At 62.6% G+C, this 25,574-nt stretch carries 25 protein-coding genes and 1 pseudogene; 17 read left to right on the top strand and 9 right to left on the bottom strand.

Translation table 11 applies throughout. The features are described from left to right. Nucleotides 1-5: 5 nt before the first annotated feature. The 4 genes from AWB79_RS10435 to AWB79_RS10420 all read right to left on the bottom strand — a co-directional run bounded on the left by AWB79_RS10435 (nucleotide 6) and on the right by AWB79_RS10420 (nucleotide 4,096). Complete coding sequence (locus AWB79_RS10435; RefSeq protein WP_082862317.1) at nucleotides 6-1,412, bottom strand: FAD-dependent oxidoreductase; 1,407 nt, start codon at nucleotides 1,410-1,412, stop codon at nucleotides 6-8. 1 nt (nucleotide 1,413) lies between these two features. Then, nucleotides 1,414-1,932, bottom strand: coding sequence for a LeuD/DmdB family oxidoreductase small subunit (locus AWB79_RS10430; RefSeq protein WP_082862316.1), 519 nt, complete (start codon nucleotides 1,930-1,932; stop codon nucleotides 1,414-1,416). Continuing rightward, nucleotides 1,929-3,194 carry a 3-isopropylmalate dehydratase large subunit gene (locus AWB79_RS10425; protein WP_061167308.1) on the bottom strand — a complete coding sequence of 422 codons (1,266 nt, stop codon included), beginning with the start codon at nucleotides 3,192-3,194 and terminating at the stop codon, nucleotides 1,929-1,931. The genes AWB79_RS10430 and AWB79_RS10425 overlap by 4 nt, the downstream gene beginning before the upstream one ends. A 74-nt stretch (nucleotides 3,195-3,268) precedes the next feature. Then, on the bottom strand, nucleotides 3,269-4,096 hold the full coding sequence (locus AWB79_RS10420; RefSeq protein ID WP_374728536.1) for a GntR family transcriptional regulator: 828 nt from the start codon (nucleotides 4,094-4,096) through the stop codon (nucleotides 3,269-3,271). Between the two features lie 149 nt (nucleotides 4,097-4,245). Between AWB79_RS10420 and AWB79_RS10415 the strand changes: the two genes are divergently transcribed. The 6 genes from AWB79_RS10415 to AWB79_RS10390 all read left to right on the top strand — a co-directional run bounded on the left by AWB79_RS10415 (nucleotide 4,246) and on the right by AWB79_RS10390 (nucleotide 10,793). After that, complete coding sequence (locus AWB79_RS10415; protein WP_074169351.1) at nucleotides 4,246-5,607, top strand: MmgE/PrpD family protein; 1,362 nt, start codon at nucleotides 4,246-4,248, stop codon at nucleotides 5,605-5,607. 226 nt (nucleotides 5,608-5,833) lie between these two features. After that, nucleotides 5,834-6,511 (top strand): isochorismatase family protein, encoded by a 678-nt coding sequence (locus AWB79_RS10410; RefSeq protein WP_061167306.1) that lies wholly within the window; start codon nucleotides 5,834-5,836, stop codon nucleotides 6,509-6,511. Then, complete coding sequence (locus AWB79_RS10405) at nucleotides 6,508-7,425, top strand: polysaccharide deacetylase family protein (RefSeq protein ID WP_232470861.1); 918 nt, start codon at nucleotides 6,508-6,510, stop codon at nucleotides 7,423-7,425. Before AWB79_RS10410 ends, AWB79_RS10405 begins: the two co-directional genes overlap by 4 nt. Beyond that, on the top strand, nucleotides 7,422-8,351 hold the full coding sequence (locus AWB79_RS10400) for a polysaccharide deacetylase family protein (protein ID WP_061167305.1): 930 nt from the start codon (nucleotides 7,422-7,424) through the stop codon (nucleotides 8,349-8,351). Before AWB79_RS10405 ends, AWB79_RS10400 begins: the two co-directional genes overlap by 4 nt. Nucleotides 8,352-8,409: 58 nt before the next feature. Beyond that, nucleotides 8,410-9,207 (top strand): aspartate/glutamate racemase family protein, encoded by a 798-nt coding sequence (locus AWB79_RS10395; protein ID WP_198399000.1) that lies wholly within the window; start codon nucleotides 8,410-8,412, stop codon nucleotides 9,205-9,207. Nucleotides 9,208-9,473: 266 nt separating this feature from the next. Next, on the top strand, nucleotides 9,474-10,793 hold the full coding sequence (locus tag AWB79_RS10390; protein ID WP_063963467.1) for an MFS transporter: 1,320 nt from the start codon (nucleotides 9,474-9,476) through the stop codon (nucleotides 10,791-10,793). A 209-nt stretch (nucleotides 10,794-11,002) separates the two neighbouring features. Here the strand turns inward: AWB79_RS10390 and AWB79_RS10385 are convergent, their stop codons facing one another. The 3 genes from AWB79_RS10385 to AWB79_RS10375 form a co-directional block, all read right to left on the bottom strand. Continuing rightward, the gene (locus AWB79_RS10385; protein WP_061167303.1) at nucleotides 11,003-11,326 is read right to left on the bottom strand and encodes a putative quinol monooxygenase; all 324 of its coding nucleotides are present in this window, start codon (nucleotides 11,324-11,326) and stop codon (nucleotides 11,003-11,005) included. Nucleotides 11,327-11,395: 69 nt separating this feature from the next. Beyond that, on the bottom strand, nucleotides 11,396-12,508 hold the full coding sequence (locus tag AWB79_RS10380) for an isocitrate/isopropylmalate dehydrogenase family protein (protein ID WP_061167302.1): 1,113 nt from the start codon (nucleotides 12,506-12,508) through the stop codon (nucleotides 11,396-11,398). Nucleotides 12,509-12,551: 43 nt separating this feature from the next. Then, complete coding sequence (locus tag AWB79_RS10375) at nucleotides 12,552-13,256, bottom strand: GntR family transcriptional regulator (RefSeq protein ID WP_061167301.1); 705 nt, start codon at nucleotides 13,254-13,256, stop codon at nucleotides 12,552-12,554. 141 nt (nucleotides 13,257-13,397) lie between these two features. Between AWB79_RS10375 and AWB79_RS10370 the strand changes: the two genes are divergently transcribed. The 10 genes and pseudogenes from AWB79_RS10370 (at nucleotide 13,398) to AWB79_RS10330 (ending at nucleotide 22,510) form a co-directional block, all read left to right on the top strand. Beyond that, complete coding sequence (locus AWB79_RS10370) at nucleotides 13,398-14,693, top strand: MFS transporter (RefSeq protein ID WP_061167300.1); 1,296 nt, start codon at nucleotides 13,398-13,400, stop codon at nucleotides 14,691-14,693. Between the two features lie 37 nt (nucleotides 14,694-14,730). Further along, nucleotides 14,731-14,865, top strand: a pseudogene (locus AWB79_RS38140) (LysR family transcriptional regulator); the annotation flags it as partial. 220 nt (nucleotides 14,866-15,085) lie between these two features. Next, nucleotides 15,086-15,691: a sigma-70 family RNA polymerase sigma factor gene (locus AWB79_RS10365; protein WP_061167299.1), complete on the top strand. Its 606-nt coding sequence runs from the start codon at nucleotides 15,086-15,088 to the stop codon at nucleotides 15,689-15,691. After that, nucleotides 15,688-16,422 (top strand): anti-sigma factor, encoded by a 735-nt coding sequence (locus AWB79_RS10360; RefSeq protein WP_061167298.1) that lies wholly within the window; start codon nucleotides 15,688-15,690, stop codon nucleotides 16,420-16,422. The genes AWB79_RS10365 and AWB79_RS10360 overlap by 4 nt, the downstream gene beginning before the upstream one ends. Nucleotides 16,423-16,607: 185 nt before the next feature. Further along, nucleotides 16,608-17,387 (top strand): DUF1295 domain-containing protein, encoded by a 780-nt coding sequence (locus AWB79_RS10355; RefSeq protein WP_061167297.1) that lies wholly within the window; start codon nucleotides 16,608-16,610, stop codon nucleotides 17,385-17,387. Between the two features lie 19 nt (nucleotides 17,388-17,406). Then, the gene (locus AWB79_RS10350; protein ID WP_061167377.1) at nucleotides 17,407-18,519 is read left to right on the top strand and encodes an SAM-dependent methyltransferase; all 1,113 of its coding nucleotides are present in this window, start codon (nucleotides 17,407-17,409) and stop codon (nucleotides 18,517-18,519) included. Continuing rightward, nucleotides 18,516-19,121 (top strand): lipocalin family protein, encoded by a 606-nt coding sequence (locus tag AWB79_RS10345; protein WP_061167296.1) that lies wholly within the window; start codon nucleotides 18,516-18,518, stop codon nucleotides 19,119-19,121. The genes AWB79_RS10350 and AWB79_RS10345 overlap by 4 nt, the downstream gene beginning before the upstream one ends. Nucleotides 19,122-19,227: 106 nt before the next feature. Further along, the gene (locus AWB79_RS10340; RefSeq protein WP_061167295.1) at nucleotides 19,228-20,535 is read left to right on the top strand and encodes an NAD(P)/FAD-dependent oxidoreductase; all 1,308 of its coding nucleotides are present in this window, start codon (nucleotides 19,228-19,230) and stop codon (nucleotides 20,533-20,535) included. Continuing rightward, nucleotides 20,532-21,302, top strand: a complete 771-nt coding sequence (locus AWB79_RS10335) for a DUF1365 domain-containing protein (RefSeq protein WP_061167294.1) — start codon at nucleotides 20,532-20,534, stop codon at nucleotides 21,300-21,302. Before AWB79_RS10340 ends, AWB79_RS10335 begins: the two co-directional genes overlap by 4 nt. After that, the gene (locus tag AWB79_RS10330; RefSeq protein ID WP_061167293.1) at nucleotides 21,299-22,510 is read left to right on the top strand and encodes an SAM-dependent methyltransferase; all 1,212 of its coding nucleotides are present in this window, start codon (nucleotides 21,299-21,301) and stop codon (nucleotides 22,508-22,510) included. Before AWB79_RS10335 ends, AWB79_RS10330 begins: the two co-directional genes overlap by 4 nt. A 101-nt stretch (nucleotides 22,511-22,611) precedes the next feature. Here the strand turns inward: AWB79_RS10330 and AWB79_RS10325 are convergent, their stop codons facing one another. Continuing rightward, on the bottom strand, nucleotides 22,612-22,896 hold the full coding sequence (locus tag AWB79_RS10325) for a hypothetical protein (protein ID WP_061167376.1): 285 nt from the start codon (nucleotides 22,894-22,896) through the stop codon (nucleotides 22,612-22,614). 415 nt (nucleotides 22,897-23,311) lie between these two features. Between AWB79_RS10325 and AWB79_RS10320 the strand changes: the two genes are divergently transcribed. Beyond that, nucleotides 23,312-25,333, top strand: a complete 2,022-nt coding sequence (locus AWB79_RS10320) for an AAA family ATPase (protein ID WP_082862315.1) — start codon at nucleotides 23,312-23,314, stop codon at nucleotides 25,331-25,333. On the opposite strand, the gene AWB79_RS10315 is transcribed toward AWB79_RS10320, so the two are convergent. Continuing rightward, nucleotides 25,321-25,530: a hypothetical protein gene (locus AWB79_RS10315; protein ID WP_061167292.1), complete on the bottom strand. Its 210-nt coding sequence runs from the start codon at nucleotides 25,528-25,530 to the stop codon at nucleotides 25,321-25,323. The two genes, AWB79_RS10320 and AWB79_RS10315, sit on opposite strands and share 13 nt — an antisense overlap. Nucleotides 25,531-25,574: the final 44 nt, after the last annotated feature.

Here is a 25,574-nt window from a genome sequence, read left to right as displayed (position 1 = left end):
GTTGATCAGCCCTGGATGTGTGTCGCAGCCGTCGCGCCGGCCACCCAGCCGCCGCCCACGGCGCTGAGAAGGCCGTTGCCCGACAAGTAGCCCCATACCTCATTGCCCGATACGCCGCGTGCCGCACCGCCCGCCGCCAGCAGATTCGGGAACGGCGAGCCATCTTCGCGAAGCACACGGCATTGCGCGTCGATATCGAGGCCGCCTTGTGTATGGAAAAGCGCACCCGTTACTTTCACGGCGTAGTACGGCCCTTGCAGCGGACGCTTGAAGGTCCGGCCGTACGAATCCGTCACACCGGCCGCCATTCCATCGAGCGTTCCCCGAAGCGTTTTCACTTCGCAACCGATGAGCGCCGCCAGCGCGGCAACGTCCTCGGCCGTGCGCAGCGCACCGGCTTTTTCCGCCTCGACGTAGTCAGGGAACGTGCGTGCGAGCGCCAGCACCGGTTCGTCGAATACATTCCAGGCGATGGCGCCGGGCTGAGCGAGCACGCCCGTCGCGGCTTCGGAATAGCCGTTGTTCTCGTTGTGGAAACGCTCGCCGCGTGCATTGATCTGCGCACCGCCTTCCATCATCACGGCCCAGGTCATAAGCGCGCCCTGAGGCGTGATCCATGAACCGTGCCCTTGGTAGCCGCCGAGGTCCGCCATTCGCGCATTCAGCGCTTTGCCCCATGCAATCGCCGAGCCGTCGTTGCCGGTATGGCCGCCGAACGTGGCGTCACTCATGGCCGGGAGCAACTCGCCCACCATGGCGGCGTTACCGCCGAAGCCGTTGCATGCCAGAATCAGGACGTCGCATGCAACGTACGCCATCGTGCCGTCGGGCGATGCGTAGCCGACCCCCAGCACCCGATCATTCTCGTCAAGCCAGAGCTCGCGCACGACTGATTCCACCAGTACGTCCGCCCCGCCGGCTGTGGCGGTACGCTCCAGACAAGCCATCAGTGCGGCGCCCGTGCGCTCAGGCGTGGTATGCATACGCCGTGCGCGGTGACCGGGATAGAGAAACCCGTCGAGAATTTCAAGCTTGACGCCGAGGCGTTCAAAGGTGTCTATCGCCCCGGTGACGCCGCGCGTATAGGCCTGGACCAGATGAGGCGCCGCTTGTCCGTGGGTCTTCTCCGTCACATCCTCCGCAAACAGGGTTTGGGAGTCCTCAATTCCTAGCTCACGCTGAAGCCGCGTTTCTGCGGCCGGAATGAAACCCGAGGACAGTGCGGTCGATCCGCTAGGCACGGAATCGCGCTCCAGCAGGAGACAATCGATACCGGCTTCGCGCAGTCGAATGGCCGATGTCAGACCGCAAGCGCCTGCCCCGACGATAACCACGGGAACGGCAGGCGTCTCCTCCGGCATCTCGGAAGCGCGCACAATGCGGGCAGGATGCTCGGCAAAATTAAATGTCATCTCAGAGTTCCTTGGGAGCTTTGCTAAAACGACTCCGCAGTTGATTGAGCAAACCGCCAGCCGCCACCATTTCAAGCAGAAATACCGGGATGGGCTCACAGTCGAGCGTCTGGCCATCTGCCCGATGTACCACGGGCCCCGTCCCTTCGAGACTCAGGCTCACGGCTTCACCATCGCGCAAAAGCCCGGCATCCGCGCATGTGATCAGAAGCAGTCCGAGGTTGAATGCGTTGCGAAAGTACAGCCCGTTGAAGGACGGTGCGATGACCGCTTTCACACCCAGTCGCACGAGGGCGCCCGCCGCCTGTTCGCGGGAAGAGCCAATGCCGAAATTCGGGCCCGCCGCGATGACGTCCCCCGGACGAGCCTCTGCGGCGAATTCCGGACGAACCACTTCGAGACAGTGAGGCGCGATGCCTTCCAGTCCCAGTTTCATGTATGCGCCGGGAGCCAGTTGGTCGGTGTCGATGTCCGAGCCAACCGCCCAAACGCGCGCATTTTCTATATCGATCGTGCTCACGCCAGTACCTCGCGCGGGTCGGTAATACGGCCTCTCAGAGCCGATGCGGCAACGGTATAGGGGGACGCCAAGTACACCTGAGCAGTTGTCGATCCCATACGCCCCTTGAAATTGCGAGCGGTCGTCGCGATTACGTTCGCGTCGTCGGGAATGCTGCCGCCATAACCAGAACACGCACCGCAAGCCGTGGGCAGCACGTCGGCGCCCGCCGCTCGCAGCACTTCCATCACACCTTCTGCCTCGGCCTGTTGCTGATCGAGAACGCTGGCCGGGGCGACCATCAGTCGTACGCCGGCTGCAGCGCGCTGCCCGGCCAACACCTTCGCCGCAGCACGCAAATCGTCGAGCTTGGCGCCGGTACACGCACCGATGTAGGCCGCTTGCACGGCCACGTCTTGATAGGCATCGACCGGACGGGTGTTGGCCGGACTGTGCGGAGCCGCCACCTGCGGCGCCAGTTCGGCAGCGTTGAAACGATGCGCCGCCGCTTCAGCGCCCTCGTCGCTTTGCCACTGATCGATCTCGACCTCGTTCACGCCGACACCGCGCAGCCACTCACGCGTGGTCTCATCCGCTGCGATGAGTCCCACCTGAGAGCCCATCTCCGCGCTCATGTTCGACAAGGTCATGCGCTCCTGCATCGACAACGCACGCACAGCCTCACCACAGAACTCGATGGCCTGATACTTGCCGCCATTCATCCCGAAGCGGGCAATCATGTGCAATGCCATATCCTTGGCCGTCACGCCATCCGGCAGGCGACCATCCCACTGCATGCGAATGGTTTCCGGAACACGCACCCATATTTCGCCGGTGACGACGACTCCGAGCATCTCGGTACTTCCGATGCCGAACATATAAGCGCCGAACGCACCGCCAGTAGGCGAATGCGAATCGCCACCGACACAAAACATGGAAGGCCGAATGTGCCCTTTCTGCGGAAGGACCACATGGCAGATGCCTTCACTATCGTAGACGTTAGGCAGTTTCTGCTCGGTTGCCCAATCGCGTGCGATGCGGACGATGCGGCGCGAATCCTCGTCCTGCGCAGGCACATAGTGATCCAGGACAAGAACGATCCGCGACTTGTCCCATACTTGGGCGCCCAAATCTTCCAGCATGGGCTTCAGGCGACGCGGACCGGAGGAATCGTGGAACATCGCAAGATCGACCTTGCAATTGACAATTTCTCCTGGAATGACATGTGGACGACCGCTGGCCCGTGCGATGAGCTTCTGGGCCAAGTTAGCAGGAAGAGTCATATGGCTCGAAAACGTATTCTGTAGTCGGTGGTGCTTCTCTCAGGCACCTTGATTGAGTCTGATCCTGATCGACATCAATTGCTTCTCGGCGAAATTTCGCCCTCTGAGACGCGCGCGTCGATGTCACCAAACTGGGTCAATTCCATTTGGTATTCGTATCGATCCGGCCTGTACAGACCGTGAAGCAACTGCACGGGCCGATCATTGCTGTCGAATACCAGCCGCCGGACCGACAGCAGGGCTGCGCCGATTGCAACGTCCAGTTCTGCCGCGACGGTTGCATCCGCCTGACTCGCCGAGATCGACTGACGCGCCCGGCCCCACTCCACGCCGGATTCTTCCAGCAACTGGAGAACCGGCTTGCGGGCTACATCGGCACGGGTGAAGCCCGCCGCACGTTCGACAGGCAGATAGGTCGTGATGAAGGACACCGGACCGGCACTACTACTGCGCGCGCGCACGATCTTCCGCACTTCTTCGCCTTCCGCGATCTGCAATGCCTGAGCCAGTACGGGCGAAGCCCGGATCACACTCCACTCCAGCACTTTGATCGTGGTCCGCCGGCTCGCCTGGACGATGTTGTTCAGCAGCCCGCCCATCCTCAGATTGACGTTGTCACCCGGCGCCGCTGTTTCCTGCTGCTCCGCGCGCGGAGCCGGCCACGTGCCACGCCCGGCTTCGCGGACGATCAGGCTTTCGTTGACCAACTGCTCCAGCGCCCGCCGCACGGTTACGCGGCCGACGCCAAACTGTTGCGCCAGTTCTTTTTCGGGCGGAACGCCATCGTCATACAGGCCTTCCTCCAGTTTCTGCCGGAGGACAAGGTAGATCTGATGGTATTTCGGAAGAGGGAGCGAACCGATCGCCGATTTGGCCGCCGTGGCCTGCGTGTTGCGTTTCACTCGGAATTCCAGGTAATTGCCGCGTACGTTGCAGCCACATGCGAGGCTGTGAACGCTTGCGAAATAGTTTATTGTTCCAACGATAGGACAGCTTTGTTAGACTGTCAAGCATGGACAACGCAGATCGTCTTTAATCAGGAGGAGAACACGTGGAGTATCTCGATCGACTCGGCACTTTCGGCGCCGATCTTCAATACGCAAAGCTTCCTCGGGATGTACGCCAGCAACTGGGCTGGGTACTTGTCGACACCCTGGGCGCCATCGTTGGCGGCTCGGCCGAACCTGAGCTACGCGCCATGGCGCAACGTGTTTCCCACGGCAATGGGGCGACCTTGATCGGTCTTGGTGCACAGGCCAGTCCAATGGAAGCGGCACTGATCAACGGAACGGCCGGCACCTTCCTGGAAATGGATGAGGGAAACCGGTTCTCGCGCGGTCATCCGGCCATCCACATGCTTCCGGCAGTCCTCGCACTGAGCGAAACTCAAGGCGCGGACGCGCATAGCTTTCTCGCGGCTCTGGCCGTCGGGTATGAAACAGGCTCGCGTTTCGGCGCCTCGACGCAGTTGCGCGACGCCATGCATGTGCACGGGACGTGGGGCACGCTCGGCGCGGCAGCGGGTAGTGCGCGTGTGTTCGGCGCCGATGCCGCTGGTGTGCGTGAGAGTTTCAATGTGGCGTCGTCCATGACTATCGCCACGTCGAAGAAAACGATGTTGCAAGGCGGGCTGGTGCGCAATGTGTATGCGGGCCTTTCGAATAGCAACGGGCTGCTGGCCGCCCAACTCGTGCTGTGCGGCTTTCAGGGCGAAGCGGATGGCCCGGCCTCCCTGTTCGGCGAAATCGTGTCGGAGCGTTACGACCATGTCACGCTGCTTCGCGGATTGGGCGAGGAATGGCACCTCATGCAGAACTACTTCAAGCTGCATTCGTGCTGCCGCTACAACCACGCCACACTCGACGCGCTCGACACCCTCGCGGAACGCGGCGCGCTTCCCAAGGCAACGGATGTATCGTCCATCGAAGTGACGACCTACAAGTACGCGGCCGAACTCATCGATCCCGCGCCGCGCAACACGCTGGGAGCCAAGTTCTCGGTGCCTTTCGCCGTGGCGACCCGCATCGTCAACGGAAGCAGCGGTCTGCCCAGTTTCACGTATGACGCCATACGCAATCCGGACGTGCTCGCTCTCGCGTCCAGGGTATCGGTGGTCGAAGATCCGTCCATGACCGCGCGACTGCCGCAGGAACGTCCCGCGCGGGTTCGCGTTTTCGATAAGAGCGGCCAATTGCACGAGGCCGAAGTCAGCGTCAATCGCGGCGATGACGCGTCGCCCTACACGACGCAGGAACTGTCGAACAAGTTTCTCGACCTGTGCGAACGCGTCTGGCCGCGTTCGCACGCCGATGCGCTGCTCAACAGCACGCTGACGCTGGGCGATGCAGAACCGGGCGATACGGCAAGCTTCCTGAGCTGGCTGAAGTTGCTGCGCCACGCCGCCAATCAGTAACGCATCCTCTTCGCCACCATGACGAGTCTCTGACAATGGACGTCTTGCCCTGCCGCATCGCTTCAACTTACATGGGACATTGAAGTCGTTGGCAAGGTCAAATGTTCTATTGACAGGATAATAATGCACTCGCATCATGGCCACAACGTATTCCTTGTGCGCTCTGCCCGCCCGATCGGCAGGCAATCTGCGTGATTTCGAAGCTCCCATCACTCAAGACTTTCGCATGCAAACTTCTGACAAAACTGCCCGCCAACTGTTCGAGGAGTTCAAGGCGAACCCCACGCGTAAGCGCTTCGGCTTTGGCCGCATGCCTGCCCTTATCAACGTCGATCCGCAGAAGGCATACACGAGCGTCGGCGAATTCGCGACGGCGTACGAGACCGACCCGAAGCAAATGGAATACACGAATCAGCTCGCCGCCGCGTTTCGCGCCAAGGGCTTCCCGGTCGTGTGGACGTATGTGGCCTACATGGAATCGGGCGAGGACTGCGGCATCTGGGGCACGCGCAGCAACACCCCGGATTCGCTGCAGAACATCAAGGTGGGTTCGGCTCGCTCCGAGTTCGATCCGCGTCTCGTGATCGACCAGAAGCGGGACATCATCGTCAATAAGCGCATGGCGTCGGCGTTCTTCGAAACGAACCTGTCTTCGATCTTGACGTTTCACGGCGTGGATACGGTGATCGTCACCGGCGGTTCGACGTCGGGCTGTGTGCGCGCCACGGTGGTCGACAGCCTGCAACGCAGCTTTCGCACGATCGTCGCTGAAGAATGCGTGGCCGACAAACACGAAAGCCCGCACTTCGCGAATCTGTACGACATGGCAGTGAAGTATGCCGATGTGCTGTCCGTGTACGAGATTCTCGAATCCATCGCCAAAATGCCGGCCAAGGAAGCATGATGAAGCGCGACCCCAATTTCTACGACTACCTGCCGTACGATGCGCGGCCCAGGATCGAATGGCCGAACGGGGCGAGGGTGGCCTTTTGGGTTGCGCCGAACGTCGAATTCTACGAACTCGATCCGCCGCGCAATCCGTCGCGTGCCGCATGGTCGCGCCCTGCCCCGGACATCCAGAACTACTCGTATCGCGACTACGGCAATCGCGTGGGCTTCTGGCGCATGCTCGATGTCATGAAACGCTGCGGCATGCGCGGATCGGTGTCGCTCAACGTCGCAATGTGTGAGCATCATCCGGAAGTCATCGCGGCTTGCGCGGAGAACGGCTGGGAGTTCTATTCCCACGGCACGTATAACACCCGCTACCTGATGGGCATGGACGAGGCCCAGGAACGCGCTGTCATCCAGGATTCGATCGATACGATCAGGAAGCACACGGGCCAGAAACTCGACGGCTGGCTGGCCCCTGCCCTGACCTACACGGACCGCACGATGGACCTCGTGGCTGAAATGGGCCTGACCTATGTATGCGACCTGTTCCACGACGACCAGCCGGGCCCGGTCAAGACGGCGAAAGGCAAGCTTGCGTCGATTCCCTATTCGCTCGAGATGAACGACACGATCGTTTATAACGTGAATCAGGTTTCGCCGCGCCGTTACGGCGACATCATCAAGCGCCAGTTCGACCGCCTGTACCGCGAAGGCGAGAAGTCGGGCACGGTGATGTGCATTCCCCTGCATCCGTATCTGATCGGCCAGCCGTATCGACTTGCGGCCTTCGAAGAAGCCCTTCAGTACATTACGAGCCACGACAAAGTGTGGCTTGCGACCGGCCGCGAGATCGCCGAGCACTTCAACACCCACTACTACGATGCCTTCGCAAAGGCAGCCCACGCTGTCGGAGAAGCGCCATGAGTCTGGACAAAGAATATCTGGAATACCCTCTGCGCCGCTACGGCATGGACCACGAGCGTTATGACTGGTCGATGCTGCCGCAGCGTCCCGGCATCGAGTGGGGGAATGGAAACCGCATTGCGCTCTGGATCGTCCCGGCGCTCGAATGGTTCCCGCTCAACATGCAGAGCAAGCCGTTCAAGCCGATGGGCGCGATGCAGACGGCCTATCCCGACTTCCGCCACTACACGCTGCGTGACTACGGGAACCGCGTCGGTATCTTCCGCATCATGGAAGCCCTCGGGAAACACGGGCTCAAAGCGAGTGCCGCAATGAATGCGGCCGTGGCCGTGCGTTATCCCGCACTGGTGAAGGCCTGTGTGGATCGCGGCTGGGAAATCATCGCCAACGGCCTCGACATGGATCACCTGCATCACGGTGGCATGAGCGAGGACGAGGAGCGTGCGTTGGTTACGGCGTCGCTCGACATTCTGCGCAAGGCTTCGGGTCAGCCGGTTCGCGGCTGGCTGAGCCCGGCCAAGTCGGAGTCGTGGCACACGCCGGACCTGTTGAAAGAAGCTGGCGTCGATTACCTGTGCGATTGGGTCAACGACGATATGCCGTATTCCATGAACACGCGTGCCGGCCGGATCCACGCGATGCCGCATCCGATCGACATCGACGATGCGACCATTCTGGTTCAGAACCACCACACCGAAGACGACTTCCGCGATCAGTTGATCGACCAGTTCGATGTGCTCTACAAGGAATCGAGCGCGGATAACGGACGTGTGATGGCTATCTCCCTGCATCCGTGGGTGATCGGTCAGCCGTATCGCATTCGTGCTCTCGAAGAAGCGCTCGCTCATATTGCTCGTCATCGCGGAGTGTGGTCGGCAACGGGAAGCGAAATTCTCGACGCCTGGAAGGCCGGACAGCCCGCCTGATGAACAACGCCAGTGATTTGAAAACTGGCGTTCTTAGTGACCGTTTCCACCCATTCCCATGACTGAATCTCACAACAAGGTGCGCCGCGTTCTCGTCGTCGTGCCGTTCGCCATGAGTAGCGAGAACCTGGCGCTGCGCGAATCGCAACTACAGGGGCTGCAATTCGGCGACGATATCCGCTTCGAATATCGCGCGGTCAAGTCGGGTCCGGCGAACTACGCGAGCCATCACGATTTCGCACTGGCCGACGTGGCGAATTTCGAAGCCGGTTGCCGTGCGCAGGACGAAGGCTACGACGCCGTGTGTATCGACACGATGAGTGACTCGGGCGTCCACGCACTGCGCTCCGTTCTCGACATTCCCGTGTTCGGCCCCGGCAAGGCATCGATGCTTGCCGCGCTGATGTTGGGCGACAGGTTCTCGATCCTCACCATGGCGAGCCATTGGAAGCCCTTGTACAAGAAGGCGCTGGACGAACTCGGCATGCATCACAAGTGCGCGTCGGTGCGTGCAATCGAAGCGCCGACAAATAATCAGAGCCTGTTGTCGGGTAAGGAAGACGAGGTGTATCCGCGCCTCCTCGAAGCGGCGATGAAGGCGATCGAAGAAGATGGCGCGGAGTGCCTGATTCTCGGCTCGACCACCATGCACCAGTCGCATGCATGGCTGCAACCGCGTCTTCCGGTGCCGATCATCAATCCGGGGCCGCTCTCATACAAGATCGCGGCTGCCATGCTCGACCTGAAGCTGAAGCACAGCGCGGCGGGCTACCCTCGTCCGCAGAATCCTCGTCTGGATATGCTGACCGCCATGCTCGACGCGGGCGCGAAGCATGTGGCGGTCGGAAGCTCTTAATGCCACTTGGTCTTCCGAAACATATTCGATGACGGATGACACCGAGTGCGCGATCGAACTGATTCATTCCATTTTCAATCATCCACCCGCTCGATGATCGGATTCCCGATCGCTGCGAGCGTTACCTGACGGTTGCAGAAGGAGACAAACGATCGATTCATGCCCTGCTGTTCGCGTGTGAGAAGCGCGGGCCGGGTGCCGAACCTTCGATCGTCAGCCGCACCGTGCAGTACAGGTCCGTCAATAACAATTTAAAGGAAGCTTTTATGAGCTACGTTGCAGAATCCCCGTCCGTACAGGGCGTGAATCCTGTGAAATGGATGGCGTTACAGATCACGGTCGTCGTACTGTGTACGGTCATGAACGCGCTCGATGGCATGGACTTGCTGATCGTGTCCTACATCGCTCCTGCCATGGCAACGGATTGGCATATCAGCCTGGCACAACTCGGCGTCGTGTTTTCGGCCGGCATGACAGGCATGGTTCTCGGCTGTATCGTGGTCGCTCCGTTCGCTGATTCGTGGGGACGTCGCCCTATCATTCTGCTGGCCCTGGTGCTGATGACGCTGGGTTCATTGGGTTCGGGATTGACCCACGATCTCACCATATTCTCGGCAATGCGCGTTCTGACGGGTCTGGGCCTGGGCACGCTGCTGGCGTCGGTCGGCGCACTGGTTGCCGAATACGCTCCTCCGGGCCGTCGCAGCCTTGCAGTCGGTATCTTCCAGGCCGGCTATCCCGTCGGCGCAGTGCTCACCGGGATCGCGGCCATTTTCGCCATCCCGGCGTTCGGGTGGCAAGCAACGATGCTGGGCGCGGCTGTCATCACGCTCGTCCTGCTGCCTATCGTGTGGATCGCGCTGCCGGAATCGGTCGCATTCCTGGAATCGCGTCAACCCAAGAATGCGCTCCAACGTTCGAACGCTCTGCGTGCACGTCTGGGGATGCAGCAGATCAGCGCACTGCCCGCACGTAGTCATGAGGGCAATCTGCCTAAGCCGCGGGATCTGTTCAGCGCCGAGCTGTTCAAGGGAACCATCGCATTGTGGGTGGCAACCTTCCTGAGCTACGGCGTCCTGTACTTCCTGATGAGCTGGATTCCGAAGATTTCGGTGATGGCCGGCCTGAGCCAATCCGACGCCATCTGGGCAGGTAGCCTGACAAACCTCGGCGGCGTCTTCGGCGATGTCATCATCGGCTACCTTGCCATTCGTCGCGACATTGGCAAGCTGATCGCCCTGTTCTTCTTCGTCTGCTCGGGCATGATGATGCTGTTCGTTCAGCATATGCCGCTTGCCGCCACGCTTCTCACTGCGTTCGGCATGGGCTTCACGCTCATGGGCGGCTTCAGCGGGTTCTACTCGCTCGCGGCCCTGATCTACCCGGCGCGTCTCCGTAGTTCGGGGATTGGCTGGGCCGGTGGCTTCGGTCGCTTCGGCGCCATTCTGGGGCCGATGGTCGGCGGCGCGCTGCTTGCAGCAAACACCCCGCTGCCAACGACATTTGGCTACTTCGCGATCCCCCTCGTTATCTCCGGCGGCTTCGCCATACTGGCAACGTACTTTGGCCCCAAGGCCAGTGACTGATCGCTAGATATCGTAAAGAGGCGTTTGGCGAAAGACATGATATTTTCGGGCTTGGCGCCGAGCTGGCGCGAGCCCTTCCGTCGTGCCAATCCTTGCAGAGCAATTTGCAGCGAGCCCTTGGTGAGCGCAACTTTATCGACATAAGCGCTTGCGGGAACAAGATCGGCCGCTGCAGTAGCAGGTCTACTCGTCGCCCTGCTCGTAAGCGCTTACCGGCCATGGCCGGGGATGTCTCGGGCGCGCGATGTTTGCGGCAACAGCATGAACCGTTCGACTGTCTTTTTACTCACCCATGACGCGGACTCGCGATCGAAGTCGATGACATGCGGCGCGGCGAGATGCAACCCGAACGCTTCTTCGTCGGCGTATTGCTCGTAGAGGAAGAAGACCGGACGATCCTGCGCCTCGCACACATCGAACACGATGCAGCCGTCTTCCTCTCTCAGCGATGTCGCTGCATTCGCGAGAATCGCGCGGCGGAAATCGTCACGATGCGCTTCGTGCACCGTGAACGTCACAGCAATGATGAACATGAGATTTCGGTAAGTCCTGCCGGGCCGCACGCGGCAGCCCGGCGTTCTGAACGAGCTTATTTGGCGGCCTTATTTGCCGGCGTAAGGCAGCGCCGCGATGACCGCTTCGGTCATCGCTCGCGTACCGGCCGGGCCGCCGTATTCCATCGGGCGTGCATCGCCCTTCGCGAGCACGAGTTGCAACGCGTTTTCGATGTTGCGTGCACGCTGCGCGAGCGCCGGCTGATCGAAGCGTTCGGCGAGCCAGTCGAGCATCATCGCGCCGGAGAGGAACATCGCGCCGGGATTGGCCTTGTCCTGGCCGGCGATGTCCGGCGCCGTGCCGTGCGCAGGCTGGAACAGCGCGTGGTCGTCACCGATATCCGCCGACGGCGCCATCCCCATTCCGCCGATAAGCCCTGCCGCGAGATCGGACAGGATGTCCCCGAACATGTTCTCGGTCACGAGCACGTCGAGATTCCACGGCTTCGCGACCATCGTCAGCGCCATCGCATCGACGTAGGCGTGATCGGCGGCAACGCCCTCGTACTTGCGGGCGACGTCGTTGAAGACATCGCGGAAGAAAGCCATCGACGTGAACACGTTCGCCTTATCGACACACGTCACGCGCGCCTTGCCACGACGCGCCTTTCTGCGCTCGGCCAGCTCGAAAGCGAAGCGGCTGATGCGCTCCGTGCCGCGCCGCGTGATCTGCATCGTGTCGTACGCTTCGCCGGCTTCCTTGTCGACGGTGCCGCGTCCGCGCGCATAGAACAGGCCTTCGGTCTGCTCGCGCACGAGTACGAAGTCGATCTCGGTCGCGCGTTCGTTCGCGAACACCTTCGGCAAGCCGGGGAACCAGCGGATCGGCCGCACGCCGGCGTACAGGTCGAGCGCCATGCGGAGGTCGAGCTGCGGAATCGGCTCGGTGCCGTCGGGGTAGCGAACGTCCGGCCAGCCCATCGCGCCGAACAGAACCGCGTGAGCGTTGCGCGCGGCATCGAGCGTGCGTTCGGGCAGCGCTTCGCCCGCTTTCGCATAGTGCTGCGCGCCCGCTTCGTACGATGTCATCGTGAGCGTGGGGCCTTTGTCGTGATTCTGCGCGGCTTCGAGCAGCGCGACGCACGCGTTCATGACCTCTACGCCGATGCCGTCTCCGGGCAATACTGCGATGTTGAATTTCGATGGGCTGACTTGTGACATGGACCGGTCCTTAGTATGTGTTTCGTGATGCCTCGAACGCCTTTCACAGCGCGCTGAGTCCCAAGCGTGTGAGCAAGCCGAGCAGTTCTTCGCCCGCGCGCTCGCGATGCGCGCGCTGCACGGCGCCCGCCTTCGCGACATCGCCCTTGCGAATCGCCGATACCAGCGCGCCGTGTTCCTTCGTCGAATTGACCGGCTTCGGCCGGATGCGCAGTGTGACCATCCTCGCGCGATGCGCGCGATCCCAGAAATTCAGCACGACGCCGCGCAGCATCTCGTTGCCGCACAGATCGAGCAGATGCGTGTGGAACTGCTCGTCGGCGCGCGCCCACGCGTCGAGATCGTCGGCGGCGAGCGCTTCGTCCATCGCTTCGCTCGCGCGTTTGAGCGGCTTCAGTTCCTCCGCGCTCAAGCCGCGCGCCGCGACGAGTTCTGCCGCCGTCGATTCGAGCGACGTGAGGATCTGGTAGATCTGCTTCATGTCGTCCGGCGAGACGGGCAACACGCGCATGCCGTGACGCGGCGTCACCTTGATAAGCCCTTCCTGCTGAAGACGCATCAACGCTTCGCGCACGGGTGTGCGGCTCATGCCGAGCATTTCCGAGATTTCGATCTCGGTTGCCTGGAAACCGACCGTCCAGACGTTATCCAGAATGTTTCTTCTCATCGCGACGTAAGCCGTCGCGCTCATCTTGCCCGCCGCGTGCTCTTTCTCCGGTGCCCGCGACGATGCTGTACCCGTGGTCATGAATCGCCTCCCGCATGCCCGTGTAAATCCGTAGTCGATAAGTTATCACATTCAACAATGTATACGTTAAGATATTTTCACGTTATCTTCATCGACATGCAGGTGCCGGCTCGACCGGAAAAATACAGGAGACACAGCCGCATGGAAGCAAACAACATCGGTCCCGCCACGCTACGGCGCGTGACCACCATCCTTGTGCCCTTTCTGATGGTTTGCTATCTCGTGTCGTTCATCGACCGGGTCAACGTCGGCTTCGCGGCATTTCAGATGAACCGCGATATCGGCATCAGTCCGTCGGTGTTCGGGCTCGGCGGCGGTCTGTTCTTTCTCAGCTATTTCCTCTTCGAGGTGCCGAGCAATCTCGCGATGAAGCGCTTCGGCGCTCGCAAGTGGATCGCGCGGATCATGTTGAGCTGGGGCGTGATATCGGGTCTCACGGCGTTCGTCAGCGGCCCGAATTCGTTCTATGCGATCCGCTTCCTGCTCGGCGCTGCCGAAGCGGGCTTCTTTCCGGGCGTCATCCTGTACCTGACGCAGTGGTTTCCGGCGGCGCATCGCGGACGCATTGTGAGCTTTTTCTATGTCGCCGTGCCGCTATCGAGCTTCGTCGGCTCGCCGATCTCCGCTGCTTTGCTCAACATGCAGGGAATCGGCGGGTTGCACGGCTGGCAATGGCTCTTCATCATCGAAGCCATTCCGGCGATGCTGCTCGCGTTCGTGACATTTCTCTGGCTGCCCGACACACCGAACGATGCTCGCTGGCTCGACGCCGACCAGAAGCGCTGGCTGAACAACACCCTCGCCACCGAGCGCGCGCAACGCGAACTCGATGCGCCCGTTCACGATGAACGCACGTGGCGCATCATGTTCCATCCGCAAGTACTGCTGCTCTCGCTTGTGTACGCGGGAACGTCGGCGGCGAGCAATGGCTTGTCCTTGTGGCAGCCGCAGATCATCAAGAGCTATGGGCTGTCGAACCTTCAGGCGGGCTGGCTGAACGCGCTTCCGTTCGCAGTCGCTTCGGTCGCGATGATCTGGTGGGGCGTGCGCTCGGATAAAAAGCGCGAACGCGTCTGGAGCACGGCCCTGCCGCTCACGTTGTCGGCCATCGCGCTGGGCGTGTGCACGATGACGACGCAACTCGCTCCCGCCGTGCTTTGTCTCGTCCTCACGCTCGTTGGCACATACGCGTTCAAGGGCCCCTTCTGGGCGCTGTCGAGCGAGCGTCTGGGGCCGAGGGCCGCTGCCGCCGGACTTGCGCAGATCAACGCGGTCGGCAATCTCGCCGGTTTCGCCGGCACGTATCTGATCGGGGTGATCCGCGAGCAGACGGGCAGCTTCGCCATTGCGCTGACGCCGGTGATGGCGCTGCAGGTCGTCGGCGTCCTGTTGCTGCTCGTGTCGAGCCGGCGTTCACTGGCGGCGCGGCACGCCTGAGCGCGTTTCCGTTACAGTGGCGGCACGGCACGATCCCGTGAATCCACATCAGACGAGCTACTTTCATTACGACCTGCATTCGCTGCGGCTTTTTATCGCCGTTGTGGAAACCGGCAGTCTGACGCGCGCCGCCGATCGCACGAGCATGACGCTGTCGGCGGTGAGCAAGCGAAGAGGCCATTCAGGCGCTCGCGGATCAACTGATGCACAACATTGCCCCATATGTCGCGGGACACTCGCGAAACGTCCGTAACGCACCGACCAGCAATGAACCCTGACGCGCAGCCGTCCGTGTGGTCGTCCGACACGAGGCGGCGCGGACACGCGACAGATAATGCGATGCTATATTGCGCGACATACCCGCCCGAATCGCAGCCCGGCACATCTGCCCCATGACGGATACCACTTCAGGCAGCACCGAGAACGTCGACCCCGATGTCCCCGATGACACCGAGCGGCTGCGGCGCGAGCGCGTAAACCAGATGCTCGTGAAGGTCGCGAAGGGCGACGAGCAGGCGTTCGCCGAGCTGTATCGCGCGACCTCGCCGCGCGTGTACGGCGTGATCGTGCGCATGATCCGCGACCGGGGCGAAGCCGAGGACATCCTGCAGGAAGTTTTCGCGACCACCTGGCGCCGCGCGGATACCTTCGATCCGGCCCGCGGCAGCGCCATCACATGGCTCATCGCGCTGGGGCGCAATCGCACGATCGACCGCATGCGGCAGCATCGCGATGAGCTGCTCGGCGAAAGCAGTGCGCCCGACGTCGCCGATGAAGCGCCTACACCCGCCGCGGCTGCCGAATCGAGCGAGGAACGCCGGCGGCTCGAACACTGTCTCGATCGGCTCGATCCGCAGCAGAAGAGCGCAGTCCGCGAAGCGTTCTTCAGCGGCGCGACCTATAGCGAGCTGGCGCAACGGCTCGCCGTGCCGCTCGGCACGATGAAAAGCTGGATCCGCCGCAGCCTGATGCAACTCAAGAGCTGCCTCGAACAATGAACCCGCCCGTTCGCGACGACGATGATCTGCGCTGTGCCGAGTACGCGCTCGGCGTGCTCGATGCAGCGGAACGCGCGGCGCTCGAAGCGGACGTATCGCGCGATCCGGCGTTGCAGCAAGCGTTCGAGGTCTGGCAGCACAGACTCGCGCCGCTCGCGGAAGATAGTCACGCGATCCCGCCGCCCGGGCGCGTCTGGGCGCGTATCCGCCGCGACCTGGGTTTCATGTCGGCGCGGCCGGTCGCGCCGGAGCGCGTGCGCTGGCGTGACAGCCTGAGCTTCTGGCGCTGGCTCACCGTCGGCGCGAGCGTTGCCGCGCTCGTTCTGCTCGGCGTGACCTTCAGCGTGATGCGGCAGCCTCTCCAGACGCCCACGACGGCCGCCGCGCCGGGTCAGTACATGGTCGCCTCCATCGCGCGCAAGGACGGCATCGTGCACTGGACCGCGACCGTCGACCTGCAGCACGCGCGCATGGTCGTGGTGCCGGCCGCGCACGTGACGATTCCCGCGAACCGCGCGACGGAACTGTGGCTCATCCCGCCGAACGCAAAGCCGATCGCGCTCGGCGTCTTCCCCGCCGATCAGCCCGCGACCATGACGCTGCCGCCGGAGATCGTCGCGCAACTGAGCGCGCAGGCCGTGCTCGCGGTATCGGACGAACCATCGGGCGGATCGCCGACCGGCGCGCCTACCGGACCCGTGCTCGCCACCGGCCAGATGCACTCGGCCTGACGATCGGAGTCTTTGCAGTCTTTGCACGCCGTCCGCAGCCGGTCGTCGAACTTCGAATAACGACATCTGCATCGCCGCGCCCCACGCTCCTCGCGAACGTCCATTTTTCGTTCGCCCACTCGATCTTGCATCCGCTCATGCACGGCATCCGTATTGCTCGGTGAACGCGTATTCGCGGAGCAGTCATGCCCATCATCGTCACCGTCATCGCCGTCGTCATCGGTTTTGTGCTGGTGTTTTCAGCCGTGTGGCTCTGGCAGTTGCGTACGGAAAATGCCGGCATGGTCGATCCGGTCTGGGCCGCATCGTTGGGCGCGGCCGCGCTTTTCATCGCCGCGTGCGGAACGGGCGCGGTGATCAATCGCGTGTGTGTCGCGGCGGGCGGCGCCGTTTGGGGCGCAAGGCTCGCATGGCATCTGTGGCGGCGCAATCACGGCAAGCCGGAAGACCCGCGCTATCGCGCATTTCGCGAGCGCTGGGGCAAAGACGCCGCGCGCAACATGTTCGGCTTCTTCCAGTTGCAGGCTTTGATTTCGATGCTGCTCGCCATCGCGTTCGTCGTGCCTGCCTATGCGCGTGACGCCGCACGCCCGATCGCCGTCGCCGGCTTCGTCGCGATATGGATCATCGCCGTGACGGGCGAAGCGGCAGCGGATCGTCAGCTGAAACGCTTCGCCGCCGATCCCGCGCATCGCCAACAGGTGTGCCGGGCAGGCTGGTGGCGTTATTCGCGCCATCCGAACTATTTCTTCGAATGCGTGCATTGGGTCGGTTATGCGGCGCTGTCGATAGGGCTGCCCTGGGGCTGGGCCACGCTCGCGCCGCCCGCGCTGATGGCATGGCTGCTGCTGAAGGTATCGGGTATTCCGGTTCTGGAAGCCCATCTGGCCGCGACACGCGACGGTTATCGCGACTACATGCGCACGACCAGCGCGCTGTTTCCATGGCCGCGCAAGCGCGCGTGAACAAAGGATCGACATGCCGATGAACACCCCCGCCCGCGAAGCGCCCGCCCTGCCCGCCAACATGCCCGCGTTCGACGAAAGCCGGTTGATCCGCGCGTGCGAGCGTGGTCTCGTGGCTGATGTATTCGTGCGCGCCGGCATGCGCATGCTGATCCGCCAGCGTCTCACGGATGAGCATGCGAACGACAACGCGCTGCGCACGCAAGCCTTCGAGCGATTCCTGGCGGAACTGCGCGCGAGCCCGATCGCCATCCAGACGCAAGCCGCCAACGCCCAGCATTACGAATTGCCGGACGGGTTCTTCGAGGCGCATCTCGGCCCCCGTCTGAAGTATTCGTGCGGCTTCTATCCGCGCGGCGACGAGACGCTCGAACAAGCCGAACTCGCGATGCTCGAACTCTATGCGGAGCGCTCGCAACTCGCGGATGGCCAGCGCGTTCTCGATCTCGGCTGTGGCTGGGGCTCGCTCGCGCTGTGGATGGCGGAGCGCTATCCGCATGCGCGAATCGTCGCGCTGTCGAATTCGCATGGGCAGCGCGCGTTTATCGAAGCGCAGGCGCGGCGGCGGGGACTCGGCAATCTGCGCGTCGTGACGGGTGACATTGCCCAGTTCGATTTCGCACCCGACGAAGCACCGTTCGACCGCATACTCTCGATCGAAATGTTCGAGCACATGAAGCACTACGGCCTGCTCCTCGCCAAGATAGCGCGCTGGCTCGCCGATGACGGAAGACTTTTTGTCCACCTCTTCGCTCATAAGACCCTCGCCTATCACTTCACATCGCGCGACGGCGGCGACTGGATGTCGCGCTATTTCTTCACCGGCGGCACGATGCCGTCCGCATCGTTGCTGCTGCATTTTCAGGACGATCTGCGCGTGACGCGTCAATGGTGGGTGAACGGCTCGCACTACGCGCACACCGCCGATCAATGGCTCGCCGCGCTCGACGCCGCGCGCGATCGCATCATGCCGATGCTTCATGGCGTATACGGCGATGCCGACAAGGTCTGGTTCCGCCGCTGGCGCATGTTCTACATGGCGGTCGCCGAATTGTTCGGCTATGCGCGCGGCGGCGAATGGGGCGTCGCGCACTATCTGTTCGAGAGGCGTCCGATGAAGGTGATCCCATGAGAACCGCGCATCGCGCGATCGTCATCGTGCTGGTGGCGGCCGGCGTCGTCGTGGCGCTGACGGGTTGTTCGAGCCCGCCGAATCCGAATCCGCGAGCGGATCGGCCGCTCGAAACCGTGCCCGTGGATATGCCGCGCTACATGGGCCGCTGGTACGTGATCGCCAATATTCCGTACTTCGCGGAGCGCGATTTCGTCGGCACGCAAATCGAGTGGTCGCAGCGCCCGGACGGCAGGATCGACGATGTCTTTCGCGGTCGCAAGAACAGCTTCGATGAGCCGGAGACGACACATCGTTTCGTCGATACCGTGAAGCCCGGCAGCGAGGGCGGCGAATGGAGCGTGCAACTCTTCTGGCCGATTCATGTGACGCAACTGACGCTCTTTGTCGATCCCGACTATCGCTACACAATCCTCGGTTACCCGAACAAGAAACTCGGCTGGATCTTTTCACGCGAACCGTCGATGGGCGACGACGTCTATCGCTCGCTGCTCGCGCGCCTCGATGCAATGGGCTACGACATCGCGCGTTTCAGGCGTGTGCCGCAATCGCCCGAACAACTCGGCAAGCCCGGCTTTCAAAGTCCCGGCCAGCGCGAATAACGAAGCAACGCACGTGCATCCGCGCGCGCGTCTCTTTCGTATCTGTCGAAAACAGCCCCGTCCAGGCGGCGCGAGGAGACCTTCTAGCGCGAGGAGACTGCCCGGCATGAATGCATCGAAACGAAGGGAAGGACAGCGCATCGCGGTGATCGGCGCGGGAATCGCCGGTCTCGCGAGCGCGTATCTGCTGTCGCGCGCGCATCGCGTGACGCTGTTCGAAGCGGCGGATTATCTCGGCGGCCACACCCATACCGTCGATGTGGAAGCAGACGGCGCGCGGCATCCCGTCGATACGGGCTTTCTCGTGTTCAACGACCTCACGTACCCGAACCTCGTCGCATTGTTCGACGAGCTCGGCGTCGCCGCGCATCGCAGCGACATGTCGTTTTCCGTTTCGCTCGACGACGGACGTTTCGAATGGGCGGGCACGAATCTCAACACCGTGTTCGCGCAGCGGCGCAATCTGTTCTCGCCGTCCTTTCTCGGCATGTTGCGCGATATCTTGCGCTTCAACGCATCGGCCCACGCGCACCTGGAGCAGGCGAGCGTGAATCGCTGCTCGGTAGGTGAACTGCTCGTCGAAGGCGGCTACGGCGTGAACTTCCAGCGCCGCTATCTGGTCCCGATGGCCGCGGCGATCTGGTCGAGCGGGGCAAACGACATCCTGCGCTTTCCCGCCGCCACGTTCCTGCGCTTCTGTCTCAATCACGCGCTCTTGCAGGTGAATCAGCGCCCGCCGTGGAAGACGGTCGTCGGCGGGGCGCGCGAGTATGTGCGGCGCATCGCGCGGACGCTCGACGACGTGCGCACCCGCGCGCCGGTGCGAAGCGTGCGCCGCCGCGATGCTGGCGACGGCGTGATCGTGATGACCGATGCAGCCGCCCCCGAACGCTTCGATGCCATCGTGCTCGCCACCCACGCGCCGACCAGCCTGCGTCTGCTCGCCGACGCATCCGACGAGGAGCGCGCGCTGCTCAGCGCCGTGCGCTATCAGCGCAACCTCGCGGTGCTCCATACGGATCGGGCGCTGCTGCCGCGCCGCCGCCGGGTCTGGTCGGCGTGGAACTATATCGGCGCGCGCCCGGGACATGTGCGCGATTCGAGCACGCCGGTCTGCGTGAGTTATCTGCTCAACCAGCTTCAGCCACTGCCTTTCAGCACGCCGGTGATTGTGACGCTCAATCCCTTCGATGAACCCGCGCCCGGCACGGAGCTCGGCCGCTATGAATACGCGCATCCGCTGTTCGATCTCGCCGCCATCGACGCGCAGACGCGTCTGCCGCACATTCAAGGCGTGCGCCGCACCTGGTACGCGGGCGCATGGACCGGCTACGGCTTTCACGAGGACGGGCTGAAATCGGCATTGCGCGTGGCGCGCGACTTCGGTGTGCAGCCGGCGTGGGCCGTGCCATGAGGACCGCGCAATGGCTGACGGGCCGCGTGATGCACGAGCGCGTGCGTCCCGCGAGGCATCGCTTCGACTATCCGGTTCGCTACGTCTGTTGCGATGTCGCGCAACTCGATGCGCTGCGCCGTCCGTGGTTCGGCATCGACCGCATTCGTCCGCTCGCCCTGTTCCGGCGCGACTACGGGCCGCGCGAGGACTGCGACCTCGATCTCTGGATGCGCGCGCGCCTGGCCGATGCCCACATTCCCGCCGATGGCGAGATCCACCTTCTGACGATCCCGCGCGTCTTCGGCTACGCATTCAATCCGGTCAGCTTCTGGTTCTGCCATGACCGCGCTGGCGCACTGCGCGCGCTCTATGCCGATGTGCGCAACACCTTCGGCGAGCATCGCGGGTATTTGCTGAGCGCACAGGATCACGCGCCCATTGCTCACGACACCGTGCTCGTCTGCCGCAAGACGCTGCACGTCTCGCCCTTTTGCGAGGTAACCGGAGACTACCGGTTTCGCGTGCGGCGGCATGGCGATCATGTGTCCGTGTCGATCGACTACCACGACTGCGACGGCCTTCTGATCCGCACCGCGATCGGCCTCGTTGCTCGTCCGCTCAGCGGCGCGCTCGCATGGCGCACGCTGATGAGGGAGCCGTTCTTCGCCGCGTGCGTCATCGCGCGGATTCACTGGCAGGCGCTGCGCTTGTGGATGAAGCGCGTGCCCTTTCACGGCAAGCAACCATCGAACATGAAAGAAACGAAACACAAGGTCCGATCATGAACCTGCTGCGGTCTTTCTCCACGCAGGCAGCCATGCCGCTGTCCGCCCGGATCTTTCTCGGTCTTCTGCGCCGGATCAGCATCGGGCATATCGTGCTGGTCACGCCGGACGGAGGCCGCTGCGTATTTGGCGATCCGCTGATGCAGCCCGCCGCGCATCTCGCCATTCACGACTGGCGCGCCTGTCGCGCGATGCTGCGCGCGGGCGACATCGGTTTCGCGCAGGCGTATCGCGCACAATGGCTCGACACGCCCGATCCGTACGCTTTGGTGCGGCTCGCGATCCGCAACGAGGCGGCGCTTTCGCGTACCGTGGCCGGCGGATTCGGCGCGCGGTGCTGGCACACGCTCCGGCATCGTCTGCGTCTGAACACGCGCCCGGGCAGCCGCCGCAACATCCATGCGCATTACGACATCGGTAACGCTTTCTACGGACTCTGGCTCGATCCGACCTGGACCTATTCGAGCGGATGGTTCGACGGTGACGCCGAACTCACGCTCGAAGCCGCGCAGCATCGCAAGTATCAGCGCATCGTTGAAACGCTCGGGTTGAAGGCGGGCATGCGCGTGCTGGAAATCGGTTGCGGCTGGGGCGGCTTCGCGCGGCACGCGGCACGCCTGGGTATTCATGTGCACGGCGTAACGATCTCGCCCTCCCAGCATGCATTCGCGATGGAACGCATCGCGTGTGAAGATTTGAGCGAGTTCGTGAATATCGAACTGCGCGACTATCGCGATCTGCGCGGCGAGTACGACGCGGTGGTCTCGATCGAAATGTTCGAAGCGGTCGGCGAGGCGTTCTGGCACACGTATTTCAACACGCTGCGCCGCTGTCTCGCGCCGGGCGCGCGGGCGCTCGTGCAGTCGATCACGATCGACGATGCGCGCTTTTGCGCGTATCGCGCGTCCAGCGATTTCATTCGCGAGACGATCTTTCCGGGCGGCATGCTGCCGAGTCCCGAGCGCTTCGTCAGCGCGGCGTCGCGAGCGGGACTCTCTGCGCACGCTTCGCTCTCGTTCGGCGCGGACTATGCCCGCACGCTGCGCTGCTGGCGCAATGCCTTCGAAGCGCGCGCCGATGCGGTCCGCGCGCAAGGTTTCGACGAATCCTTCGTGCGTACCTGGCGCCTGTATCTGGCCTATTGCGAAGCCGGTTTCGACGAGAAGCGCACGGACGTCATGCACTTCGTGGTATCACGCGGAGCGTGAGATTCTTTGAGCGCGGCGCGTCACGCCGCACGCTTCCGCGTGCGCTACCCCGTACCTTCCCTCGCATCTGGGCGTGGTGCCGGGACAAGACGACGTTATTGTCAGTTGCAGCCGTGACTGGTTGCGCTTCGATAGCACTTCTTTCCGCCAGGACCTTCCACGACACCCTTGCCGTTCATCGTTTTCGCCTCTCCGCCCTGGTTGGTTTGACTCGTCCGCACACCATTCTGGTTCGTCTGGGATGTCCAGGCCGTACCGGTGTTCCGGTTGTAGCCTCCCGTCGTCTGCCCGTTGCCACACACGGTTTCACCGCCGGCGTTCGTTGCGCATTCGGCGAATGCGTTGGCGGACAGCATGACGCACGCCAATAAAACCAAGGTCTTCATGACGGTCATCTCCAGAGGGTTGTACCGAGCCATCAGAGAACTGAAGAACTGAACACGAGCTCGTCGACCCGAACAGCAAACGAGAAGTCGCGGAGTTCCTTCGAATGGCGTCCCATCGTACGATCGGAACGGGTCGCGGAATTTAATCCAGGTCACGTTTGCACGATAAAGGAAGGTGTCACCTTCAGCGGTGCACCGTACCTATGCCGGCCGCCCCGGCGCGCCACCTCGCCAATCAGTCATCCTTGCGCACCGGTTCCAAAGCGGTCACGCGCACGGACGCGAAATTTCAGCAGATGCAACATTCGTAGGCTGCGCTCCCGCGATGCAGCGTGGACGACGCGCGCGAATATGACCGCGCAAGGGCCGGAGCATGAGAGGGACGCACACGTACACGAAACGAGGAAGAAGGCCCATGAGACCGGGAAGGAATGGAGTGTGGACTCGGCGGCGGGGCCGACGGCGACTGCTCATCTCCGTCGCTGTGTTCGTAGCCATACTGATCGCGGTCGGCTCAGGCGTGCTGCGCCACCGCACGGCGAACCAGCATCACGATCCGCTGCAGGCGACGAGCATCGTGTATCAGATGCGGCAGGACCCGTCGCCATGGGCACGCACCGAGAACGACGCCTCACGCATGCTCGCGGATATCCGCGAGAAGCGCGTGGCCGCGATCGGCGTGACGCTCGACGCCATCCTCGTGTCGACAAAAGGCGGCGCGCAGTACTTCGTCAGCGATCGCTTCGCGGTGTTCTCGCAGTCGCTGCTGCTCAATGCAATCAAGGGCGCAGACGCGCCGGACTATCAGATCGCGTGGCTGCCCAACGTGTCCATCGGCACACAGGCAGGCGTCGGCCCGTTGCTCGTCTTCCTGCGCGATTCGGCTGGCATGCTGGTGTATCTGCTCATGCTGGCCATGATGGTCTGGTACGTGCGCCGCGAAATGAAGGGCGACGCAACCCTGATCGCCGAGCCACCCGACACGAGTTTCGACGACGTGATCGGCGCGGTCGAAGCGAAGGCCGCGCTCGAAGACATCAAGGCCTATCTGCGCGATCCGCAGTCGTTCACGAAGCTGGGCATCCGACCGCCGTGCGGGGTGCTCATGACGGGCAGTCCGGGAGTCGGCAAAACGCGGCTTGCGCAGGCGCTTGCAGGTGAATGCGGCGCGCACTTCATCGCCATCACGGGGAGCTTTTTCAGCGCGAAGTATTACGGTGTCGGCATTCAGAAGGTCAAGTATCTGTTCAAGACTGCGCGCAAGCATGGGCCAGTCGTGATCTTCATCGATGAGGCCGACGGGCTCGCCGCGCGCACCACCGGCGCGGCCGGTTCCGCCGACGCCGAAAGCAACCGCATCATCAATCAACTGCTCGCGGAGATGGACGGGTTCGAGAAGAACGAAGGTGTGATTCTCGTCGCCGCGACCAACTTTCCCGAGAATCTCGACGAAGCACTCCGCCGTCCGGGTCGCTTCGATCGCATCGTGCCGATACGTCTGCCGGATATAGCCGATCGCGTGAAGATTTTCGAGTATTACCTGGGCAAGCTGCCGTCGTGCTCGACGGATATCGACTGCAAACAACTGGCGCGACTGACAGTCGGTTTGTCGCCCGCATCGCTGTCGATGATCGTCAATCAGGCCGGGTTGATCGCGCGCAAGCAAGGCGCGGGCATGGTGTGCGCGGAGCATCTGCGCGAGGCGGTCAAGGTCGTGCGCATTGGCGACGTGAGCGGCGCGCAGAAGGCGCTCGATACGGACGAAGTGCGGCGCGTCGCCGTACATGAAGCGGGGCATGGCATCGTCGCTGCGCTGCTGGGCGCCGGCGTGCTGGAGGAACTGACTGTGCTCCCGCGCGGCGGTGCATTGGGCATGGCGCTCATTACGAAGCCGCAGGACAAACAACTGTATCGCCGCAGCGAGCTGGAAAAGGAACTGATGGTGCTGCTCGGCGGACGCAATGCGGAGTTGCTGGTGTTCGGCGAGGCATCGAGCGGCGCGGCTCAGGACTTGCAGGAAGCATCGCGCATCAGTCTGGAGATGGTGTCACGGCTCGGCTTCGGCGGCGAAGGCAATCTGTTCAGTCTCGCCGCTCTGCCGCGCGAGAACGCCGGACGGCAACTTGATAACGCAATCGAACAGGCCAACGCGCTGTTGATCGAGATGAACGAGCGCTGCTTCGACCTGCTCACGCGAAACGAATCGATTCTGTCCAATGTCACGCGCGCGCTGGCCAGGACCGAAACGGTACCCGGTACCTATGTGTACGAGCTCATCAGCAAGAGCGGCGTCACGCAGCCGCCCGAGCTGGAAGCGGCGTATTTCAGTGCTGCGGCGTCTGAATCACGAAGCACGCGGATGAGCACGACGCTCAGTGCCGCGAATCGGTCCGCTTGCGCGCGCGATGGTGTCTTCCACACGCCTCATTCGAGGTAAAAGAGCGACTCCAGGCATACCGCTGCATCGCTCGATGCGCAGTTGACCGGCTGCATCACCGCCTCGAGGAACACCTGCCCCAGGGCAAATTCGCACACAACGGCGAGCACCACTAGCAACCAGACGAGCCTCACGTCGCACCTTTTACCGATGAGTTGACTCAGAATGGAGGCAATTGTGCCTGCGTCAGCTTTCAACAGGATTTCGCGATGCGAGGCCCCCTGAAAATCCCGCGAAGTCC

This window comes from Caballeronia hypogeia (genome assembly GCF_001544875.2).
Classification (GTDB): domain Bacteria; phylum Pseudomonadota; class Gammaproteobacteria; order Burkholderiales; family Burkholderiaceae; genus Caballeronia; species Caballeronia hypogeia.
This window is presented reverse-complemented; position numbering and strand designations above follow the sequence as displayed.

Coding starts and splice junctions, on each gene's coding strand:
- AWB79_RS10435 (WP_082862317.1), bottom strand. CDS start 1,412: ATGACATTTAATTTTGCCGAGCATCCTGCCCGCATTGTGCGCGCTTCC.
- AWB79_RS10425 (WP_061167308.1), bottom strand. CDS start 3,194: ATGACTCTTCCTGCTAACTTGGCCCAGAAGCTCATCGCACGGGCCAGC.
- AWB79_RS10410 (WP_061167306.1), top strand. CDS start 5,834: ATGCAAACTTCTGACAAAACTGCCCGCCAACTGTTCGAGGAGTTCAAG.
- AWB79_RS10405 (WP_232470861.1), top strand. CDS start 6,508: ATGATGAAGCGCGACCCCAATTTCTACGACTACCTGCCGTACGATGCG.
- AWB79_RS10400 (WP_061167305.1), top strand. CDS start 7,422: ATGAGTCTGGACAAAGAATATCTGGAATACCCTCTGCGCCGCTACGGC.
- AWB79_RS10395 (WP_198399000.1), top strand. CDS start 8,410: ATGACTGAATCTCACAACAAGGTGCGCCGCGTTCTCGTCGTCGTGCCG.
- AWB79_RS10390 (WP_063963467.1), top strand. CDS start 9,474: ATGAGCTACGTTGCAGAATCCCCGTCCGTACAGGGCGTGAATCCTGTG.
- AWB79_RS10385 (WP_061167303.1), bottom strand. CDS start 11,326: ATGTTCATCATTGCTGTGACGTTCACGGTGCACGAAGCGCATCGTGAC.
- AWB79_RS10380 (WP_061167302.1), bottom strand. CDS start 12,508: ATGTCACAAGTCAGCCCATCGAAATTCAACATCGCAGTATTGCCCGGA.
- AWB79_RS10375 (WP_061167301.1), bottom strand. CDS start 13,256: ATGACCACGGGTACAGCATCGTCGCGGGCACCGGAGAAAGAGCACGCG.
- AWB79_RS10370 (WP_061167300.1), top strand. CDS start 13,398: ATGGAAGCAAACAACATCGGTCCCGCCACGCTACGGCGCGTGACCACC.
- AWB79_RS10365 (WP_061167299.1), top strand. CDS start 15,086: ATGACGGATACCACTTCAGGCAGCACCGAGAACGTCGACCCCGATGTC.
- AWB79_RS10360 (WP_061167298.1), top strand. CDS start 15,688: ATGAACCCGCCCGTTCGCGACGACGATGATCTGCGCTGTGCCGAGTAC.
- AWB79_RS10355 (WP_061167297.1), top strand. CDS start 16,608: ATGCCCATCATCGTCACCGTCATCGCCGTCGTCATCGGTTTTGTGCTG.
- AWB79_RS10350 (WP_061167377.1), top strand. CDS start 17,407: ATGAACACCCCCGCCCGCGAAGCGCCCGCCCTGCCCGCCAACATGCCC.
- AWB79_RS10345 (WP_061167296.1), top strand. CDS start 18,516: ATGAGAACCGCGCATCGCGCGATCGTCATCGTGCTGGTGGCGGCCGGC.
- AWB79_RS10340 (WP_061167295.1), top strand. CDS start 19,228: ATGAATGCATCGAAACGAAGGGAAGGACAGCGCATCGCGGTGATCGGC.
- AWB79_RS10335 (WP_061167294.1), top strand. CDS start 20,532: ATGAGGACCGCGCAATGGCTGACGGGCCGCGTGATGCACGAGCGCGTG.
- AWB79_RS10330 (WP_061167293.1), top strand. CDS start 21,299: ATGAACCTGCTGCGGTCTTTCTCCACGCAGGCAGCCATGCCGCTGTCC.
- AWB79_RS10325 (WP_061167376.1), bottom strand. CDS start 22,896: ATGAAGACCTTGGTTTTATTGGCGTGCGTCATGCTGTCCGCCAACGCA.
- AWB79_RS10320 (WP_082862315.1), top strand. CDS start 23,312: ATGAGACCGGGAAGGAATGGAGTGTGGACTCGGCGGCGGGGCCGACGG.